This window comes from Hymenobacter ginkgonis, assembly GCF_009755225.1.
In the GTDB taxonomy this organism is placed as follows: Bacteria; Bacteroidota; Bacteroidia; order Cytophagales; family Hymenobacteraceae; genus Hymenobacter; species Hymenobacter ginkgonis.
On record NZ_WQKZ01000003.1, the window covers coordinates 981,459 to 999,291 of the forward strand.

Here is a 17,833-nt window from a genome sequence, read left to right on the forward strand (position 1 = left end):
CGATATGAGTGACTTATTGCCCAGCCTCACTAGCCTGACGGGGGCAGCGCTATTGCCCCCGCCCCGCAAAACGGGCATAGAGCGCATTTTTGCCGCCTACCAGCAGGAGGGCGGCGCCGGCCTCAAGGCTCTGAGCAAGGAGGACAAGCTGCTGCACCAGCAGCTGGAGTCGGCCTACGCGCTGCTGCTCAATTATAAGACCTTCGAGTCGGCCTGGCCCCTGCTGGCCGGCGCCTACGACATCAGCCGGGCCACGGCCTACCGGCGCCTGCGCGAGGCGCAAAACCTGTTTGGCGACGTCAAAAAGGTCAAAAAAGAGGGTCGACGGTCGGTCTTGATTGAAAAGGCCAACCAAATCGCCAATCTGTGCATGCTGCTGAACCCACCCGACTACCGCGGCGCCCTGGCCGCCATGAAGTTCGAGGCCTCGCTCGCCGGCCTGCTGCGCGTCGACGCCCACGGCGAGGAAAGCGCTGCCGAAGTGGGTAACACCTCCTACGTCCTGAACCTGACCGTGGAGGGCCGCAAACCGCGGCAATTCGACCTCACCCGGCCGCAGGACATCACCGACGTCGACTTCGAGCAGGTCCTGGAGGCCGTGAGCCAGAACGTGGTCGACGGCGACGAGATGGCCCAGCTCATCCGCGAATCGAAGGAAGGGAACGGCAAGCTATGAGCGTCCTCAACCGAGAGCAGCTGCAGTTTAACCAGCCGCAGCAGCGCTACATCACGGCCCGCGGTAAAAAGCAGGGCATCAGCATCTGGGGCCGGGGAACGGGCAAATCCAGCGTCATCGCCTGGGATATCCACCAGATTGTGACCACCATGCCCCGTAGCTGCTGGGTCATCGTCGGCTCGACCTATAAGCAGGTGCTCACCAGGACGCTACCCAGCACCGTGGCCGGCCTGGAGCGTCTGGGCTACCGCCTGAACCGCGATTTCTACATCGGCCGCAAGCCGCCACCCACCTTGAATTGGGAGCGCCCCTTCGAAGGCCCCCTGAGCTACGACCACTTCATTGTTTTCAAGAACGGGACGGGTTTTCACCTGGTCTCGCTCGATGCCGGTGGTAGTGCCAGCCGGGGCCTGAACGTGGACGGTTTTATTGGCGACGAAGCCTTGCTTTTCGACAAGACCAAGCTCGACGCCGACTTGTCGGCCACCAACCGCGGCAACGGGCAGTATTTCGGCAAAAACCCGATGCACCACGGCGTTTTCCTGTTTTCGTCCATGCCCTGGGGCGATACGGGCCGCTGGCTGCTGGATAAGAGCAAATACTACGAAAACGAGGGCATCAACCTGGAAGAGCGTCAGAATGAGCTGATTGACGCGCAGGTCCGCTTCCTGGATGCGCCCACCGACGAGGAAAGGCTCCACATCTGGGGCGAGGAGGTGGTGCCGCTCATGAAGGCCGTGCGCTACTTCCCCAGCGCCCCCAGCCACGGCACCTTCTACTCGGAGGCCAATGCCTTCGACAATATCAAGAACCTGGGCCTGCAGTACCTGGTCGACCAGCGGGCCTTCATGACGGACTTCACGTTCCAGATTGAGATGATGAACCGCCGGCCCACCACGGTCGAGGGGGGCTTCTACCCGCAGCTCAACCAGGCTCTCCACGTGGTGGAGTGCGCTAACGACGACTTCGTGCTGGGCCTGGCGCTGGGCGACGAGTACACCTCGCCCAAGGCGCCGGGCAATGCCAAGGGCAAGGGCGGGGGCCTGAACCTGGAGAAGCTCACGGCGGCCGGCGGCGCCCGCTTCCTGGGCGACGTGGACTTCTCGGATAGCCGCGGCGACAGCGACTGCCGCTCCCACCAGGCCCTGCGCCTGAGCGTCGACTTCGGGGGCGGCATCACCACGGTGCTCATGGGGCAGCCGCACCTGGACAAGCGCGAGTATCGGGTGCTCAAGGGCTTCTACGTCAAGCATCCGGCCTTCATCAACGCCCTGGTCGAGCAGGTCACGACCTACTACGCCTACCACCTGCGCAAGGAGATTGAGTTCCTGGCCGACGAGGAGTACGGCGACTCGCGGCGGCCGGATAGTGAGTTCACCCTCAACGAGACGCTGATGGCGGCCTTTCGCAAGAAGAACTGGCGCATCCAGCGCTACGGCCTGGGCCGTACCTCGGGGCAGGGCACGCGCTACCTGGTAGCCCAGGAGCTGCTCGGGGAGCAGAACCCCAACCTGCTGCGCATCCGCATCAATAAGGTCAACTGCAAGGACGTGGTGACCGCCCTGCTGCTGGCCCCGGTGAGCCAGGACTCGAAGGGGCGCATCATCAAGGTCAAGAAGAGCGAGGGCAAGAAGAACTTCCCCCAGGAGCACGCCACCCACTATACCGACAACTTCGACCTGCACCTGGCCAGCTGCGGCACCGAGATTGTCAACGCGGCCATCGACTTCAGCCAGCTGCTCATCGTCAGCCGCTGAGCCACGAGCCGCTTTACTGCCGGCAACTGCCCGCCCCGACCTGTCCCAGGTCGGGGCTTTTTGTTTGGCCGCGCCCCCCCCGCCTCAGGCAGATATCACCGAGGCAGCTTTTGGCAATTGCCAAAACGCGACAGTGCAAGCCGGGGTCGCGCGCTCGACTCCTGAGACTCCGAATACCTGATTTCGTCAAAAAACGGCGTTTCCAGCGTCCAAACAGTGATACGACTGAGATTGGCTTTTTGGGTCGTTTCCAGCGCGTAGGGGCCGTTTTTGTGTCCTTTTCCCTGCCTCGGTGGCGCCGGTACTTCGGCCAACCAATGGAAAAGCGAATACCTACCCCCGCCCCGCCCCAGCCGGCCGCCGTGATTCGACTCAAGGACGCGCTGGCCCTGCTCGATGGCCCCGCGCCGGTGGCCGTGCGCTGGGTCAAATGTGACGTGCGCCGCCAAACCGGCGGCGACTTCGGCAGCCTGCCGGCCGCGCGCCTCGGCCGCGGCAACCGGCCGGCCGTGGCCCAGCTGCGCACCCCCACCGCGGCCGAGGAAACCGAGGCCGACCGCGCCGACGTCGCGGCCGACGGCCAGGTGCCGGTGCCCACCGGCACGAAGGACCCCGCGCACTGGCACAACGCCACCCGCAACCTGGTGAATACGGCCACCGGCAAGCTGGTCAAAGTCCACATCTACCTGCTCACGCACGTCGCGGGCCGCAAAGTCTACCTCTGATATGCAGCAACTTGTATTCTCCAGCAACGGCCTGGGCTACCATCGCGGCCTCAGGGCCGCCGTGCGCCTGGGTGGCGCCCTCGGCGCGGCCAGTGGCGCCGCTGCGCCGGCCAAGACCGGGGGGGCGCAGCCCACTTCGCCGGTGGACAAGACCACGACCACCGGCGTCATCGCGCCGTGGGGGCCGGGCAACGACTTCCCGCAGCAGGTGATGGCCGAAATCGCCAAGAGCACCATCATCGGGCCGGTGCTGGACTGGAAAACCCGCGCGGTGTACGGCGAGGGCATCATCTACGGCAAGGTGATCGACTATAAACCAGATGGTTCGGAGATATTTCAGCGCGTAAAGGACCCGGTGGTCGAGGCCTTCTTCCGCAAATCGAAGCTCACGCGCTACGGTTTCGAGGGCATCCAGGGCCTGCAGTACTTTGCCAACGCCTTCCCCGAGCTAATCGTCAGCCGCGACCGCAGCCTGATTACCAGCCTCTGCATCCAGGACACCTCGTTCTGTCGCTACTCGGCCCAGGCAGCCGGCCAGGCCGTGCCGGCCAGCGTGCATATTTCCGCGAACTGGCCGGCCGCGCAGCCCGGCGACGGCTACACCACCACCGTGCCAGTGCTCGACCCCTACCACGACCCGGTGGAGGCCCTGCGCGCAGACAAGCGGGGCTACAAGTACATCTACCCGCTGTCCTTGCCCTCGCCCGGCCAGGCGCTCTACCAGGTGGCGGCCTGGAACCCGATTCGCAAGTCAGGCTGGCTCGACGTGGCGCAGGCTATCCCCGAATTTAAGAAGCAGCTCTTCGTCAACCAGCTCTCCATCAAGTACCTGATTGAGGTCGACATCCGCTACTGGGACTGGAAATACCCCGACTGGAAGGAGAAGAAGGAGGACCAGCGCAAGCAGATTATTGGCGAGGAGCTGGACGCCTTCGAGGAGACGATGAGTGGCACCAACGGCGCGGGCAAGACCGTCATGGCCGTCACCATGCCCGACCCGCAGAACCCCGGCGGCACCATCAAGGTGTTCACCGTCACGGCCATCGATGACAAGCTCAAGAGTGGCATGTACGTGGAAGACTCGCAGGAGGCCAGCAGCCACATCTACACCGCCCTGCAGGTAGATCCGACCCTGAGTGGTATCAGCCCGGGGAAGGGCATGGGGTCCGGCAGTGGCTCCGATAAGCGCGTCGCCTTCAATGCCTTTGTGGCGACCCATCGCTTCCACCAGGACCTGATCCTGGAGGTGCTCTACTTCATCCGCGACTACAACGGCTGGAATCCGGAGCTGGAGTTCCGCTTTCTCAGCCCCCAAATCAATACGGCCGACAAACCGACCGAGCAATCGGCTAACCCTACTCCCTAATGGCCTTGCTCAAAACTATTGACGAGCTGAAGCGCTACGTCGCCGTCGACACGAAATCTATCATGCCCTCCTGGGCCATCGAACTGGCCGATACGGAGTCGACTACTATTGCCCAGGTGCTGGGCCCAGCGCTGCTGAGGTGGATCCAGGCGGCCTACGACGCGCCGACTTTCAACCCGGCCGGCACGGACCTGGCCACCCAGCTGCTGCGGGCCGTGCAGGCCCCGCTGACGCGCCTGGCCATGACCACCGGCGTGACCATGCACCAGGCCAGCATCGACGGCACCGGCGTGCACATCGTGAGCACCGACCAGATTAAGACGGCCTTCCAGTGGCAGTCCAACGCGCTGCAGGTCGCACTCTGGAAAAAGGGCCACAACGGCCTGGACGCCTTAGTGCAGTGGCTGGAGGACCACCTCGACGACGCGCCCGAGCTACAGGCCTGGGCCATCTCCCTCGCCGGCCAGCGCCACCGGCGTGAGCTGTTCACCTGCACCGCCGACTTCCAGGAGTACGAGAATATTTCTGATTCGCGCATCGTCTTCCAGGCCCTGGCCCCGACGCGGCGCCGGCTGGAGAATTTCGCGCTGGGGCCGGTGCTCGGGCACGAGTTCCTGCAGGAGCTGCGCGACCAGGTGCGCACCCGCACGCTCACCAGCGAGAACGAAAACCTGCTGCGCACCTACGTCTACCCGGCCCTGGCCAGCCTCACCATCGGGCACGCCGTGCCGGAGTTGGGGCTGAGCCTGAACGGCGACGGCATCGACCTCACCATCGCCCGCATCGACGACAGCAACGCGAAGGAGGCCGACGCCGGCCTCGACCAGCTGCTGCAAAACAAGGTCAACACGGCCCTCATGAGTGGCGCCCGCTACCTGCGTCAGCTCACCGACTACCTCGACCGCACGGCCTCAGCCACCCGCTTCACCACCTACTTCAACTCCCCGACTTATACGGCGCCTAATCAGGAGATTACGCCCATCAACACCGCTACTTCTAAAATCTATAAATTCCGCTAATACAATGGCTACGACTTCTATTATTTCGCTTATCGGGGGCGTCTTGTTCGGCCTTCTTGGCTTTCTGCTTAAGCGCACCCTCGATGCGGTGGATAAGAAAATGGACTCGACTTGCCAGAAGGTCGACACCGCCTGCAATGCTGTCAACGACATGCGCATGGAAATGAGTGGCTTTCAGCAGCTCGTGCAATACCTGCGCGCCGACGTGGTGGACCTCAAGGGCCAGAACAACTCCTTACGCGAGGCCCATGCCCACATCGACAAGCACATCGCTGTGCTAACTGACCGTCGGGAGCGCGCTCAAACTGCCACCTAATTACCCATTTACCAATTATTTATCTACTACCTATTTATGTTCACCCCGCTAAAATTAATTCGCTTAGTAGCCCTTGCCTGGCTGCTCTGTTTCGTGGTCAGTCTGCTGGCCACGTCGACCCACTGCTTCGGCTTTTCCAGTTTCCTGCAAGGCATCGACTGCCTGTGTCTGGTCCTCTTTCTCGGCCTGAAGGTCTACTTCGGCGAGGCCGCCACCTCGCCCCTGGTGCCCCGCTTCACCTGGCCTGAGCTGCCCACCTTTTCGCCCGGTGGCCGCGTCGCCACCTTCGGCCTGGTCGCGCTGCTCATCTTCTTCGGCCTGCCCCACGTGCTGCGCTGGTTTGACCCCACGGCCGGGGGCTTCGCGCCCGATACCGTGAACGCCGCGGCCCTGGGCGCCTTCCACTACTTCGCCGCCCTGAGCATGGCCTACGCGTCCTGGCGCTGGCTCTTTCCGGACCTGCATGCCTACGCCGTCGAGACGATGGAGGGCAAGCTGCTCAAAAACCTGACGGACGACCTGGAAAAGCTCTTCTACGACCGTAGCTGCAAGCTGCGCGCCGTCACTGAAAAACGTCACATTGCTCAATTTCAATTTCTTATCCGATGCGTTCGATTCGTACTTGCCTTATCGCCCTTCTTATTCTTTTTGCTGCTGGCCAATCACGCGCTGACGGCCGCGCTGACAGCAGTGCCAGCCGCCGCGTCCGCGTTGTAAGCATCGCCCGCAGCCTGGTCGGCATCCGCGAAGTCGGCCGCAATGCCGGTGCCGCGGTGGAGCGCCTTATCCAGTTTGCCGGGGGCAAAGTAGGCGATGCCTACTGTTCCTGGACGGTGGTCTATAGCATGCGCAAGGCGGGCATCCTGGTGCCGCGCTTCGGCAAGGCCAGGAGCTGGTTCGACGCCGCCCACACCATCTGGCGCGCCGGCCGGCAGCTGGTCGGCAAGCTGGCCCCGCAGCCCGGCGACGTGCTCGGCTTCACCTGGGGCCACCCCGACATCTGCCACGTCGAGACGCTGGTGGCGCCCTGGGGAACCGGCCCGAGCGTGCGCGCGGTCGGGGGCAACACCGGCGGGGGCGGCGCCCTCAAGCGCGAAGGGGAGGGGGTCTACGAGAACTGGCGCCTGAAACGCCTGATCGCCGCCGTCGCTAACCCAATCGATAATCCTACGTATTAACTTATGCGCTATATCTTCTTATTAATTAGCATCTTATTGCTAAATGGGTGCGCCCTGCTTGAAGCTGGGCAAGCCTGGCACCCGCCTCTGGTACTGCCCGTTGTGACGGACTCTGACTCGACCGGCGTACCTGGCACGACCATGATCGTCGTGGCCAAGAACTTCTACGCCGGCACTTACAAGGACCGCAGCGACCGCCGGGCTGCCGGTGGCGGCACCTTCGTGGCCAAGGCCAACGCGCCGGTCGCCACCGGCACGAGCCAGGCGCAGGACTTCACCAGAGCTGGCCAGCAGGGTGGGGCCTTGTCGACAGCGCCCGGCTCTACGGCGGGGGCCACCACCCGCACCGGCGTGCCGCCCTGGGCGCTGGTGGCAGCAGGAGTCGTGCTGCTCTTGCTGCTGGTAGTGGGGCTGGTGCTCTACTTCCGAAAACGTCTCCCTACCATTTTATAACTACTTGCTTAGCATGGCTACTGCTGCAAAAGACCAGAAGCAAAAGGCGCCCCCCATCGGGTTTGGCCGCACGCCGACCGTCATCGAGCCGGATCCTTTTGACGAGGCCCCCGACCCGGTCGAGGACCCGCCAGAAAGCGACATCCCACTGCCTCCACCCCCGCTGGCTCAGCCGATTTTTGTGGGCGAAATGGCCCGCTATGAATTGTTTGCGCGCTACGACATCCGGCCGCTGGCGCCTACCAGCGTCTTTGAGATGCAGCTAATTCAAATCATTGCTGGCCTGGAAAAGCGCGTGCGCGAGTTGGACCCCGACTTATAAAAACTATCCTTTACGCCCACGTTTGATAAGCCCCGTTCCCTTCCAGGGCGGGGCTTTTTTGTGTCCTTTTTAACCGTGGCAGGGCCTGGCAACTTCGGGGCATCGAAACCCCTAAGCCCCTTTATGGAAAGCACCTTTAACTTCCCCACCGTCACTTATGCCCAGGTCCTGGAGGCCGTAGCCAAAGGCCTGTGCGTAGCCCGCCTCAGCTGGAATTGCGCTGGTAATTACTTGTTCATGCGCCCAGCTGATGAGATTCCTGTGCGCTACATCAGCCGGGCAAGTTCGTTGCCCGCGTCGGTTAGAAGGTATTTAGAAAAGCGCACCAAAGGCGAGACCCACCGCCACACCGGCGAGGAAATTACTATTTCGTTTGGCGCTTACCTGTGCCTGGTGACGGCTGACCTTCGCATCGTTAACGGCTGGGCGCCCTCGCAGGAGGACATGTTCGCCACCGACTGGATTATCCTCGACTAGTTCTAGTGCCGAAACCACGAATCAGCCCCTGAAATAGTCGTTAGCTGAAGCCTCGGCCTTTCCAGGTCGGGGCTTTTTTATGTCCTTTTTCACCCTGGCAGGCGCTGGCAACTTCGCCCCATGGAAACCCTGCAAATTGGCGCTATCACCCGGCAAGTGCCCGCTACCTGGAACGAGCTAACGCGCAAGCAGCTGCTGCGCGTGCTGGCCGAACTCTACGCGGCCCCGCGTCCTGGCCGGCAGCTGCGCCTGCTTCATCTTCTCACCGGCTTCCCTTTGCCCTTGCTGGCCACTCAGCCGGTAGTCGTGCTGGCCCAGCTGCTACCCCTCACGCACTGGCTCAACTCGGAGGCCCACCTGCTCACCGAGCAGCTGCTGCCGAGCCTGGTCATCCCCGGCCGGCGCCTAAGTGAGCCAGCTACCACCTGGCACGGCCCCCGCGGCTACCTGCAGAACCTGCTTTTTGGCGAGTTCATGTTTGCTGACACCTTCTTCGTGCTCTATTGCCTGCACGGCACCCAGGACCTACTGGACCAATTCCTGACGGTGCTCTACCGCCCCGCGCGGCGCGGGGCCAGCCCAGAGGACGACGACTGGAATGGCGACGTGCGCCTGGCTTTCAACGAGCACCAGCTCGAAACCCGCACCCCGCGCGCTTTCCGCATCGACGCCCTGCAGAAGCTGGCTGTCGTGACCTGGTACCGCGGCTGCCGCGCGCTGCTGGCCCAGGAGTTCCCCGACGTGTTCGTGGCCGCCGACGAGGATGACAAAACCCGCGCGAAGCAGGCCCCCGACTGGAGCCGCGTGCTGCGCCAGTTTGCCGGCGGGGCCTTCGGGCCGGTCGAGAATACAGCCCGCCAGCCCCTGCGCCTGGTGCTAGCCGACATGCAGGATGCCGCGGCTGAAGTAAACCGTCTCAAAAACAAGAAATAACATGCGTAACGCTACCTACGAGGGGCTTTTCTACCGCCTGGCCCAGGCCCATAACCTCATCCGCCATAAAGACGACTCGCCGCGCTTTGCCCGCATCATTGTCTCCGTGGACCCCATCCAGAAGCAGGTCGACCTGATGGAAATGCAGGAAACCCTGCTTGGCCGTGAGCTGCAGCCCGGCGCTGGTGAGCAGGTCCTGGTGCTGGAAAGCCTGCAAACGGCCTACGAGGATAACAAGGGCGATAACTACCAGCACCGGCGCCGCGGGGCCTTTTTCGTGCTGGAGCAGGTGGCCCACAAGGATCAGGCCTGGCAGGTGCTCGACCGCACGGAAATCACCGGTGAGGAGCTGCTCGGGGCCGTGCTGCACGAGTACCAGGACCAGCCCAAGGTGCGCTGGCAGGTGGGCAGCTTCCAGGCCGACGCCATCGGGCCGGTCGGCTCGGACGGCACCTGGTACGGCACCCGCTTCGACTTCGAGTTTTTCACCCCCGCCACCGGCGCGCTGCGCTATAAGCCCGCCGCTTTCTCCTTCTAACTGATGGCTAACGAACGCTATACCAAACTCGTCGTCCGCGTCTCCTGGGATATTATTTCCAGCATCCGCGGTGACCAGACTCAGCAGGTGCAGTTCAAGCTCGGGGGCGTGTGGGAAACCTACCGCCGCGGGGGCAACGCCGACGAGTACGTGGTGCCCGACCCCACGGACTACCCCGACCGCACGGAGGGCTACCGCCTCTATTTAATGGAGGGCGTCGCTAACCTGCTCAAGCTGGTGCGCCAAACCATCGCCCGCCGCGGCCTGGCCTACCAGGTGACCGGCCCCTATAACTACGTAGGTGACCCTAACCTGGGCAACAGCGTCGACTTCGACATCGTGGCCAGCCAGTACCTGGGCGCCGAGTCCGACCTCAACTTTCGGGCTTCCACCTCGCAGGTGCCCTCGGGCTGGACGATTCTGAGCCAGGTCAACGGCGTGCGCCCGGTCTTCGTCGACTACGACGTCACGCCCGCCCTGGTCTACGGCTCGGCCACCGGCGCCATTACCCTGCGGCCCAGCAACGGCACGGTAGGTATTTATACGTACTCCTGGGCCGACCAGGCCCCAACGCCCGGCATCGAGCGCCGCACCCAGCTCGTCGGGCCGGCCACCTACACCGTGCTGGTTACCGACGCGAGTGGCGCCACCACGACGGTGCCCATTCGCGTCGGCTCTGACCCGCGCCTGGAAGTCACTACGATCACTACCGACTCCGACATTACCCTGCTCGTGCGCGGGGGCGTCGGTCCCTACACCTACTTGTGGGCGGACGGTAAAACGACCGCTAACCGCACCGGCTTAAAGGCGGGTAAGTACTACTGCACCATTACCGATAGCCACGGTGCGACCGTGGAAGTGGAGGTCAACCTAGTGCCCAACCGCTTCTACTGGAGCCGCAACCCCATCCTGCTGGCGCTCGATGCCGGCGAGGCCTACCGCCTGGACCCCACCACCAAGCCTAACCTGACCTTTTTGGTCGACGTGTTCCTGGAGCTGGAGTACCTGAGCGGCGACTTCGTGCAGATCGGCACCTCGCTGGAGCAGCCCGCTGACCGCCAGGGGCGCACCACGTTTCAGGTCGAAGGCCTGCTCGATGCCTTTCTGGAGTGGCACGTGCCGCAGGTGGGCGCCAGCACGCCCGAGCTGGCCGGCCCGCTGTTCCGGCGCTTCTATTTGCAGCACGCCGAGCAGTTTGGCCAGGAGCCGGTGCGCGGGGCCACGACGACGCTGGAGCACAAATACGTCGTGCGCGGGGGCCTCAACTTCTACGAGTCGCAGGCCCTGACTTGGTTCCAGAGCTACCAGCCCGCGCAGCTGCCCTTTCTCACCTGGGAACCCAACGCCAAATACGTGCTGGCCGACCAGCCGGAGTACTTGTATTACATGGTGCTGGGCGCGCCGGGCAACTTCCGCACGATGGTGCGCGTGGGCTTCAGCGACCACACCAGCCAGGTTTTCATCCGCCAGGGCGCCGATGACGTGCGCAACTACGAGGTGTACTGCCTGCCGGTGAGCTACCAGGCCCTGGAGCTGGCCAGCCTCGTGACGGCTACCCAGCAGGTAGTCTGGTGGGAGGTCTACGTCACGACCGACGACCAGGCCACGGTGCTGAGCGAAACCCGGCGCTTTTACCTCAACGCTCGGCGCTTCCCGCACCGGCGCTACCTACTGTTTGCCACGAGCCTGGGGGGCATGGCCACCTATGCGGCGCTGGGCGAAACACAGCTCGACGTGGAGGTCAAGGGCGACGAGACGGCCCTGAGCCTGGGGCCGAGCTACGACGTGCTGGCCGGCGACGTGGCCGTCAACGAGCGCACGCTGCGCCCCGTCGTCAAGCTGGCGGCCGGCCCGCGCAGCCAGGGCCAGCTGGTGGCCTCGCAGGACCTGCTGCTGAGTCGGCGCGTGCTGCTGCTGCACGAGCGGGGCCAGCGCTGGCTGCCGGGCTTCATCAAAACCAAAACCGTGACCCTGCTCGATGAGAGCAAGCAGGTGCCCACTCAGGAAGTGGAGTTCTACCTCACCACCGAACGCTTTCACACTCCTTCCTTATGATTGGCTTTCAAGTCGATGCCGGCGCCTTGGAGCTGGCCGAGGGCACGATTTCGATGGAAATCAGCAGCCCCTATTTCTCGCTCGATTCGGTGCCCGGCACCATCACCTACCCCTTCGGCCTGCCGCGCTCGCCGGCCAACCAGGTGCGCCTCAACTTCCCCGAGGTGCGGGCCGACCAGGGCGAGAAAATCGCGCCTCTGCCCACCCAGCTCTTCATCGACGGCGTGCTGCGCTGGGTCGGCGCCCTGGTGTATTTGGACTACGACGAGGAAAAGCAGCTCTACGCGTACAACTTCGTGGCCGACGCGGCCGACCTGGCCAGCCGCATCGACGGCGTCTCGCTCCGGAGCCTGGACCTGGGCACGGTGCCGCTGGAGCTGGTGCCCGATGCGCCCGACTACGCGCTGCCCTGCCTGCGCAACTCGTTGTTTTATGACCAGGACAAGGTGGCGGCCTACTGCCACGTGGTGAATTACTACCGCGGGGGCTACCAGCTGGCGCCGGGCGGCAAGCGCTCGCCCATCGTGCCGTTTCTGCGCCTGATTCCGCTGCTGCGCCGCGTGCTGGCGGCGATGGACTACGCCCTGAGCGGCCCCTGGCTGGACGAGGTGGAGGCCCAACAGCTCATCATCTACTCCGACCGCGCGGCCGAGGATGCCACCGGCAACGTGCTAACCGAGTTCCCGCTCAACCGCCACGTGCCGGATATGCAGCTGGGCGACGTGCTGGTCAACCTGCAAAAAGTGCTGGGCCTGGCCTACGACTTTCACCCGGTGCGCCGCGAGTTGCGCATCAAGAGCCTGCGCGACGTGGTGGCCGACCAGGCCTACGTGGACCGGGCGGTCGGGGGCCTGGCCCGCACGACGGCCGTCACCACCGATGGCTTCAGCCTGGAGATGGGCCTGGAGGACGATGAGCTGAACAAAACCCTCGATACGGGCTGGACAAAGCTAGTCGTCGGCAACGGCAAGGAAGTCATCAGCACCGACGCCGGCACGCTGCACGTGCTGCGCGAGGCCGACCCCGTCGACGCCGGGCGCCAGTGGCTGGTGCCGGCCGTCGAGGCTAAGGGCGCCAGCCTGGCCTTCGAGCAGGGCGACGACTCGCGCTGCGGCCTGCGCCTGCTCTTCGACCGGGGCCTGCAGGGCGACGATGCGGCCAATCCCTACCCCCTGGCCACGTGGGACCTGGTCAACTTTTTGGGCTTCCAGGTGGGCGAGAGCACCCTGCATTGGGAGGGCGATAACGGCCTCTACGCCACCCGCCACCAGGCCTGGTTCGACTTTCTGGAGCGCGCCACCACCAAGGAGCGCACCATGCAATTCAGTGTGGTGGATTTGCTCACGCTCGACCCGGCCCGCAAGGAGCTGGTCGCCGGCAAAAAGTACCTCTGGGAGAAGATCTCGCTGAACCTGAGCACCACCGGGCGCGCCCTCACCACGGCCGCCTTCACCTACCGCTACTGCCGCCTGTAATGACTGCTAATCCGACCCTGGTCAGTGACCTGGATGTGGCCAAAAAGTGGCTGGACATCACCATTACCCGCTTTGTCGACAACATGCGCCAGCTGCGCATCCAGGATACGGGCGCCCTCATGGCCAGCTTCAAGCAGCAGGTCGTGGGCTCCGCGGAGGGGCGCCTGCAGCTGACGCTTTCCTACGCCCTGTACGGCAAGTTTGTCGACATGGGCGTCGGCCGCGGCATGGGCGCTGGCGTCACCAAAAAGGACGACGGCTACGACCGCATCCGCAAAACGCGGGGCCAGCTGCGCCGCCACACCCGCAAGCCGCGCAACTGGTACTCGCGCGAGATGAGCTACCAGACCAAGCGCCTCTCCGAACTCATGCTCGACCTCTACGGGCAAGTCCTGATTACCACGGCCACCGACGTGCCGGGGGAAACTACAATCAATTTCTAACCGCAATTTCTACGTGAATTATGGCACTCGATCTATCCCTCAAAAACCTGCAAATCCTGGCTCAGCAGCCCCTAAAAGACATTCGTAACCTGCCGTTGGATGAGGCCTTTCCGGCCAAAGCCCAGGCTTTACGGCAGCTGCACCAGACCCGGCAAGCCAGCTTCACGGCCGAAGTGCAGCGCCAAGTCGACCTATTTGCTAACCTGCTAACGCGCTAGTTCTGATGGCCGATACTACCAGCGAACAACGGAAAATAGAGATTCTGCTCAATGCCGCGCAGGCGAACGCCAGTATCAAGGACATGGGCGCGGCCGTGGGGCTGCTCAAGAATCAGCTCAGTAAAATGAGCGAGGACGACCCGCGTCGGGAGCAGATGAAGAAGGACTTTCAGGAATTGAAAGCCCGCGTCAAGGCAGCCAGCGACGAGATTAACGGGTTCGTAAAGTCGGAGCAGCAGCTGCGCGAGGAAAACGAGCAGCTGGTGGCCTCGCAGGCGGCCACCGTGGCAGCTGGCCAGAAGCAGACGGCCTCCTACCGCGAAATCAAGGAGGCGGCCGGCCTGCTGGGTCAGCAGCTGGAGGAACTCTCGGCCGACGACCCTGGCCGGGACCAGCTGATTGCGGACTACCAGGAGCTGAAAACCCGCATGGGGGAGGCTAAGGAGGCGTTCGAGCACACGGCCAAGTCGGCGGAGCAGCTGCGCCTGGAGCAGGAGCAGCTGGCCGAGTCGAATCGCCAACTCGTGGCGACTGGCCAGCAGGCCGGCGCCTCGCTGACGGATATGAAGTCGGCGGCCGGCCTGCTGGAAAAGCAGTTGCACGAAATGTCGACCGACGACCCTGGCCGCGCGGCCATGATTCGGGACTTTCAGCTGCTGCAGCAGCGCATCGGTGCCGCCAAGGACGAGGTCAATACCTACGTCAAAACGGAGGAGGAGCTGCGCATTGAAACCGAGAAGCTCAACCAGGAAAATGCCCAGGTGGTGCTCAACGGCAAGAAAGTGTCGGCCTCGTTCAACGAAATGGACCAGGCAGGCAAGCTCTTGGAGAAGCAGCTGAAGGACCTCTCGGCCGATGACCCCGGCCGGAAAAAACTGCTCGATGACTACAAGGCCCTGCAGGATCGCATCGAAGGCGTGAAAAAGGAAATGGGCGAGGCCCAGGAGGAGAGCAGCGTTTTCAAGGAGGCGCTGGCCTTCGCGGGGGTAGCCGTCGGGGCCGAGGCCGTGCTGGAGGGCGTGAAGGAATTAGGGGCTGAAATCGTCAATACGACCAAGGAAGTAGCGGAGCTGCGAGGCAACATCAACACCATGACCGGCGCCACCGGCGCCGAGCTGGATGGCCTCACCACGTCGGTGCTGGCCGTCTCGCGCACGTTCGGCAAGGATTTCAACGAGGTACTCGTCGCCGGCAACACCCTCTCCAAGCAGATGGGCGTGAGCCAGCAGGAGGCCATGCGCCTGATTCAGCAAGGCTTTCTGGCCGGCGCCGACGCCGGGGGTGATTTCCTCGACCAGGTGAAAGAGTATGCCCCGCAGTTTAAGGATGCCGGCTTCGCGGCGCAGGACTTTATCGGCCATATTTCGCAGTCAGCCACCCAGGGCATCTTCTCCGACAAGGGGGCCGACGTGGTGAAGGAATTCGGCCTGCGGATTCGGGAGCAAACTAAAGCCACCACCGAGGCCATGCAGGCCGCGTTTGGCAGCGACTTCACGAAGCAGATATTCGACGGCATCAACAACGGCAGCATCACCGTCGAGCAGGCGCTGCAAAAAGTGGGCAAAGAGCTGGATGAAACCAAGATTCCCGCCAGCCAGCTGCAGACGGTGATCGCAGATGTATTCGGCGGCCCTGGCGAGGATGCCGGCATTGATTATTTGAAAAGCCTGAAAAACGTAGGCAAGGGCGTTGACGACCTGGTCGACAAAACCAACGTCTACACCCAGCGCCAGGAGCGGCTGCTGAATTCCCAAACGGAGCTAGCCGAGGCCCAGAACGAGCTGACCAAAGAGTTTGAGGGGGGCGGCACCGTGCTGGACACGTTGACTAACAAGTCGATGACGGTGCTCTACACCTTGCTGGCTTCGCTCGGGGCTACGTTCAAAGAGCTGTTTCAGCCGATTGAGGACATTTGGGCGGAGCTGGGGCACTTGGCCGAGTCGATGGGCTGGGTAAGCGAAGGCACCCTGACGGCCAAGACCGCCGGCCAGGCGCTGGGCGAGGTGTTCCGCCTCATGTTTATCCCCACCCGGCTGCTGTGGGGCGTCATTTCGGACCTGGTGAAAGCCACGGTGGAGTGGGCGATGCACTCGGAAAGTGCCCGTAACGTGCTGGAGCTGATAGCGGCGCCGGTGCAGATCTTCTACGAATTGCTCAGCAACGGCCCCGCCTATTTCCAGGCGTTCTCGGCCGCGGCGGAGGCCAGCTTCGGTACCCTGGGCCGGGCCTGGAAGCGCGTGAAAGAGGGCGATTTTGGGGGCGCAAAGGATGAGTTTGCGGCCCTGGGCAAAAATGCCGGCGATGCCTACCGCGAGGCGTTTGCCGCGGCGACGGCCAAGAAAGTGGTCTCCTCGACGTCCAGCGTGCAGGAGGCCGGCGACGACGGCCCGGCGCGCGCCCAGGGCGGCGATGGCCTGACTGATGCAGCACGTGCCAAAGCGGCCAAGGATGCGGAAAAAGCCCGCGAGGCAGCGCGCAAAAAGCTGAAGGCGGAGCAGGATAAGGCCGACCAGGAGCGCCTCAATAGCCTGAAAGAATGGATCAAAAACGAGGGCGACCAGCTCGACATGCGCAACCTGCGCAAGGCGGCCCGCGACACGCAGTCGTTCACGGATGAGGAGAAGCGGCGCTACGAGCAGCAGCAGAAAATCTACGATGCGGCCACCAAGCAGGTCGACTCGCTGACGGGTCTGGAGGCCGACTATACCGAGCAGGTGACGGCTATTGTGGAGGAGCGTGAGCTGCAACTGCGCGAGTTGCAGGCCAAGTTCAACGAGCAGGACGAGGTCGAGCGCAAGAAAAAGGTCGACGAGAAAATCGCTATGAACCAGGCCGAGTCGGAGGAGGCCCTGGCCCGCCTGGCCCTGAAGCTGGCCGATGGCACGCTCGACCAGGAGCACTACGACGAGGCGATTTACCAGGCCAAGCAGGCGGCCCGCGACCGTGAGCTGGCGCTGGTGAAGCTGAAAAACGGCGAGGAGTCGGCCGAGTATAAGAAGCTGAACGCCGAGAAGTTAAAGGAGGAGGCGGCTCACACGACCAAGACCAAGGCCCTCAACGACGACCTGAGCCGGTTTAAAAAAGGGCTGGGTAATGTCGAGAAAGTGCTTAATAATGAAGGCGTCGTGGCGCTGGAGGAGAGTCTGGGCAAGCAGACGGTGCTCTACAAAGCCTTCAAACTGGCCCGCAAGGTGGATGCGCTGGCTAACATCGGGGTAGCTCTGTGGGAAGAGGTGCAGGAATACTGGAAAACTGCCTCGAAGATGGGACCCATCGCGGGGCCTATCTACGGCGTAGGCATGAGTGGCCTGGCTGTGCTCAGGGCAGGCACGGCGGCGGCCAAGATTAACGGCTACGCCAAGGGTGGCGCCACCGGCGACGGCGTGCAGATGCAGCGCCCTGGTGGTGGGGGCAGCATGTGGGACGTGGTGAAGCAGGCCACCGGCCTCGGAATTGCCAGCAATGGTAAACTGATGGATGAGCAGGGCCTGGAGATTGCCGGCGTCGTCCATAAAAACGAGTACGTGATTCCGGCCTGGATGCGGCAGGACCCGCAGGTGCTCCAGGTGGAGGACTGGCTGGAGACGCGCCGGCAGCGCGGCTACGCGCAGGGCGGCCCCACCACGGAGGGCGACCGCCAGGGGCGTGCTGCCGGCGACGTGCTGGCCAGCGACGACGCCTCGGGAGGCAACCAGCAGTTGGTGCAGGTGCTGGCCTCGCTCGATCAGCGCCTGCGCCTAGTGGAGGACTGGCCGACCCAGCTCGAGGTCGTGCTCGACTTGCTTGGTTTGGAGCGTGACCAGGAGAAATTGAAAAAGGTGCGGACGAGCTCAGCCATCCGGTCAAAGTAGGCGTTCGAAAAACCTCCCTAAAAAAGGCCCC

At 63.4% G+C, this 17,833-nt stretch carries 18 protein-coding genes; all 18 read left to right on the top strand.

Annotated features, from left to right (window positions below; all coding sequences use genetic code 11):
• Positions 1–4: 4 nt before the first annotated feature.
• The 18 genes from GO988_RS15500 to GO988_RS15585 all read left to right on the top strand — a co-directional run bounded on the left by GO988_RS15500 (position 5) and on the right by GO988_RS15585 (position 17,802).
• Positions 5–676, top strand: coding sequence for a hypothetical protein (locus GO988_RS15500; RefSeq protein ID WP_157567044.1), 672 nt, complete (start codon positions 5–7; stop codon positions 674–676).
• Positions 673–2,433 (top strand): hypothetical protein, encoded by a 1,761-nt coding sequence (locus GO988_RS15505; protein ID WP_157567047.1) that lies wholly within the window; start codon positions 673–675, stop codon positions 2,431–2,433. Before GO988_RS15500 ends, GO988_RS15505 begins: the two co-directional genes overlap by 4 nt.
• 317 nt (positions 2,434–2,750) lie before the next feature.
• On the top strand, positions 2,751–3,158 hold the full coding sequence (locus GO988_RS15510) for a hypothetical protein (protein WP_157567049.1): 408 nt from the start codon (positions 2,751–2,753) through the stop codon (positions 3,156–3,158).
• A 1-nt stretch (position 3,159) separates the two neighbouring features.
• The gene (locus GO988_RS15515) at positions 3,160–4,524 is read left to right on the top strand and encodes a hypothetical protein (RefSeq protein ID WP_157567051.1); all 1,365 of its coding nucleotides are present in this window, start codon (positions 3,160–3,162) and stop codon (positions 4,522–4,524) included.
• Positions 4,524–5,543, top strand: a complete 1,020-nt coding sequence (locus GO988_RS15520; RefSeq protein WP_157567053.1) for a DUF6712 family protein — start codon at positions 4,524–4,526, stop codon at positions 5,541–5,543. Before GO988_RS15515 ends, GO988_RS15520 begins: the two co-directional genes overlap by 1 nt.
• Positions 5,544–5,547: 4 nt before the next feature.
• Positions 5,548–5,859, top strand: a complete 312-nt coding sequence (locus GO988_RS15525) for a hypothetical protein (protein ID WP_157567055.1) — start codon at positions 5,548–5,550, stop codon at positions 5,857–5,859.
• Between the two features lie 36 nt (positions 5,860–5,895).
• Positions 5,896–6,576: a hypothetical protein gene (locus tag GO988_RS15530; protein WP_157567058.1), complete on the top strand. Its 681-nt coding sequence runs from the start codon at positions 5,896–5,898 to the stop codon at positions 6,574–6,576.
• A 56-nt stretch (positions 6,577–6,632) separates the two neighbouring features.
• On the top strand, positions 6,633–7,037 hold the full coding sequence (locus GO988_RS15535; RefSeq protein WP_198172791.1) for a CHAP domain-containing protein: 405 nt from the start codon (positions 6,633–6,635) through the stop codon (positions 7,035–7,037).
• A gap of 3 nt (positions 7,038–7,040) precedes the next feature.
• On the top strand, positions 7,041–7,490 hold the full coding sequence (locus tag GO988_RS15540) for a hypothetical protein (RefSeq protein ID WP_157567062.1): 450 nt from the start codon (positions 7,041–7,043) through the stop codon (positions 7,488–7,490).
• Between the two features lie 13 nt (positions 7,491–7,503).
• Positions 7,504–7,812: a hypothetical protein gene (locus GO988_RS15545; protein ID WP_157567064.1), complete on the top strand. Its 309-nt coding sequence runs from the start codon at positions 7,504–7,506 to the stop codon at positions 7,810–7,812.
• A gap of 123 nt (positions 7,813–7,935) precedes the next feature.
• The gene (locus tag GO988_RS15550) at positions 7,936–8,289 is read left to right on the top strand and encodes a Thoeris anti-defense Tad2 family protein (protein WP_157567066.1); all 354 of its coding nucleotides are present in this window, start codon (positions 7,936–7,938) and stop codon (positions 8,287–8,289) included.
• A gap of 120 nt (positions 8,290–8,409) precedes the next feature.
• Entirely contained in the window at positions 8,410–9,222 is an 813-nt protein-coding gene (locus tag GO988_RS15555) for a hypothetical protein (protein ID WP_157567068.1), read from the top strand.
• A gap of 1 nt (position 9,223) precedes the next feature.
• A complete protein-coding gene (locus tag GO988_RS15560; RefSeq protein ID WP_157567069.1) occupies positions 9,224–9,760 on the top strand; it encodes a hypothetical protein in 537 nt (178 codons plus the stop codon).
• 3 nt (positions 9,761–9,763) lie between these two features.
• On the top strand, positions 9,764–11,815 hold the full coding sequence (locus GO988_RS15565) for a hypothetical protein (protein WP_157567071.1): 2,052 nt from the start codon (positions 9,764–9,766) through the stop codon (positions 11,813–11,815).
• Positions 11,812–13,290, top strand: coding sequence for a hypothetical protein (locus GO988_RS15570; protein WP_157567073.1), 1,479 nt, complete (start codon positions 11,812–11,814; stop codon positions 13,288–13,290). Before GO988_RS15565 ends, GO988_RS15570 begins: the two co-directional genes overlap by 4 nt.
• Positions 13,290–13,733, top strand: coding sequence for a hypothetical protein (locus GO988_RS15575; RefSeq protein WP_157567075.1), 444 nt, complete (start codon positions 13,290–13,292; stop codon positions 13,731–13,733). Before GO988_RS15570 ends, GO988_RS15575 begins: the two co-directional genes overlap by 1 nt.
• 20 nt (positions 13,734–13,753) lie before the next feature.
• Positions 13,754–13,951, top strand: coding sequence for a hypothetical protein (locus GO988_RS15580; protein WP_157567077.1), 198 nt, complete (start codon positions 13,754–13,756; stop codon positions 13,949–13,951).
• A 5-nt stretch (positions 13,952–13,956) separates the two neighbouring features.
• The gene (locus GO988_RS15585) at positions 13,957–17,802 is read left to right on the top strand and encodes a phage tail tape measure protein (protein WP_157567079.1); all 3,846 of its coding nucleotides are present in this window, start codon (positions 13,957–13,959) and stop codon (positions 17,800–17,802) included.
• Positions 17,803–17,833 lie beyond the last annotated feature (31 nt).

Excerpts from the sequence above, each read along its gene's own strand:
- GO988_RS15575 (WP_157567075.1), top strand. The coding sequence starts at position 13,290 with ATGACTGCTAATCCGACCCTGGTCAGTGACCTGGATGTGGCCAAAAAG.
- GO988_RS15530 (WP_157567058.1), top strand. The coding sequence starts at position 5,896 with ATGTTCACCCCGCTAAAATTAATTCGCTTAGTAGCCCTTGCCTGGCTG.
- GO988_RS15585 (WP_157567079.1), top strand. The coding sequence starts at position 13,957 with ATGGCCGATACTACCAGCGAACAACGGAAAATAGAGATTCTGCTCAAT.
- GO988_RS15515 (WP_157567051.1), top strand. The coding sequence starts at position 3,160 with ATGCAGCAACTTGTATTCTCCAGCAACGGCCTGGGCTACCATCGCGGC.
- GO988_RS15525 (WP_157567055.1), top strand. The coding sequence starts at position 5,548 with ATGGCTACGACTTCTATTATTTCGCTTATCGGGGGCGTCTTGTTCGGC.
- GO988_RS15570 (WP_157567073.1), top strand. The coding sequence starts at position 11,812 with ATGATTGGCTTTCAAGTCGATGCCGGCGCCTTGGAGCTGGCCGAGGGC.
- GO988_RS15510 (WP_157567049.1), top strand. The coding sequence starts at position 2,751 with ATGGAAAAGCGAATACCTACCCCCGCCCCGCCCCAGCCGGCCGCCGTG.
- GO988_RS15505 (WP_157567047.1), top strand. The coding sequence starts at position 673 with ATGAGCGTCCTCAACCGAGAGCAGCTGCAGTTTAACCAGCCGCAGCAG.
- GO988_RS15545 (WP_157567064.1), top strand. The coding sequence starts at position 7,504 with ATGGCTACTGCTGCAAAAGACCAGAAGCAAAAGGCGCCCCCCATCGGG.
- GO988_RS15565 (WP_157567071.1), top strand. The coding sequence starts at position 9,764 with ATGGCTAACGAACGCTATACCAAACTCGTCGTCCGCGTCTCCTGGGAT.
- GO988_RS15520 (WP_157567053.1), top strand. The coding sequence starts at position 4,524 with ATGGCCTTGCTCAAAACTATTGACGAGCTGAAGCGCTACGTCGCCGTC.
- GO988_RS15540 (WP_157567062.1), top strand. The coding sequence starts at position 7,041 with ATGCGCTATATCTTCTTATTAATTAGCATCTTATTGCTAAATGGGTGC.
- GO988_RS15555 (WP_157567068.1), top strand. The coding sequence starts at position 8,410 with ATGGAAACCCTGCAAATTGGCGCTATCACCCGGCAAGTGCCCGCTACC.
- GO988_RS15500 (WP_157567044.1), top strand. The coding sequence starts at position 5 with ATGAGTGACTTATTGCCCAGCCTCACTAGCCTGACGGGGGCAGCGCTA.
- GO988_RS15560 (WP_157567069.1), top strand. The coding sequence starts at position 9,224 with ATGCGTAACGCTACCTACGAGGGGCTTTTCTACCGCCTGGCCCAGGCC.
- GO988_RS15580 (WP_157567077.1), top strand. The coding sequence starts at position 13,754 with ATGGCACTCGATCTATCCCTCAAAAACCTGCAAATCCTGGCTCAGCAG.
- GO988_RS15550 (WP_157567066.1), top strand. The coding sequence starts at position 7,936 with ATGGAAAGCACCTTTAACTTCCCCACCGTCACTTATGCCCAGGTCCTG.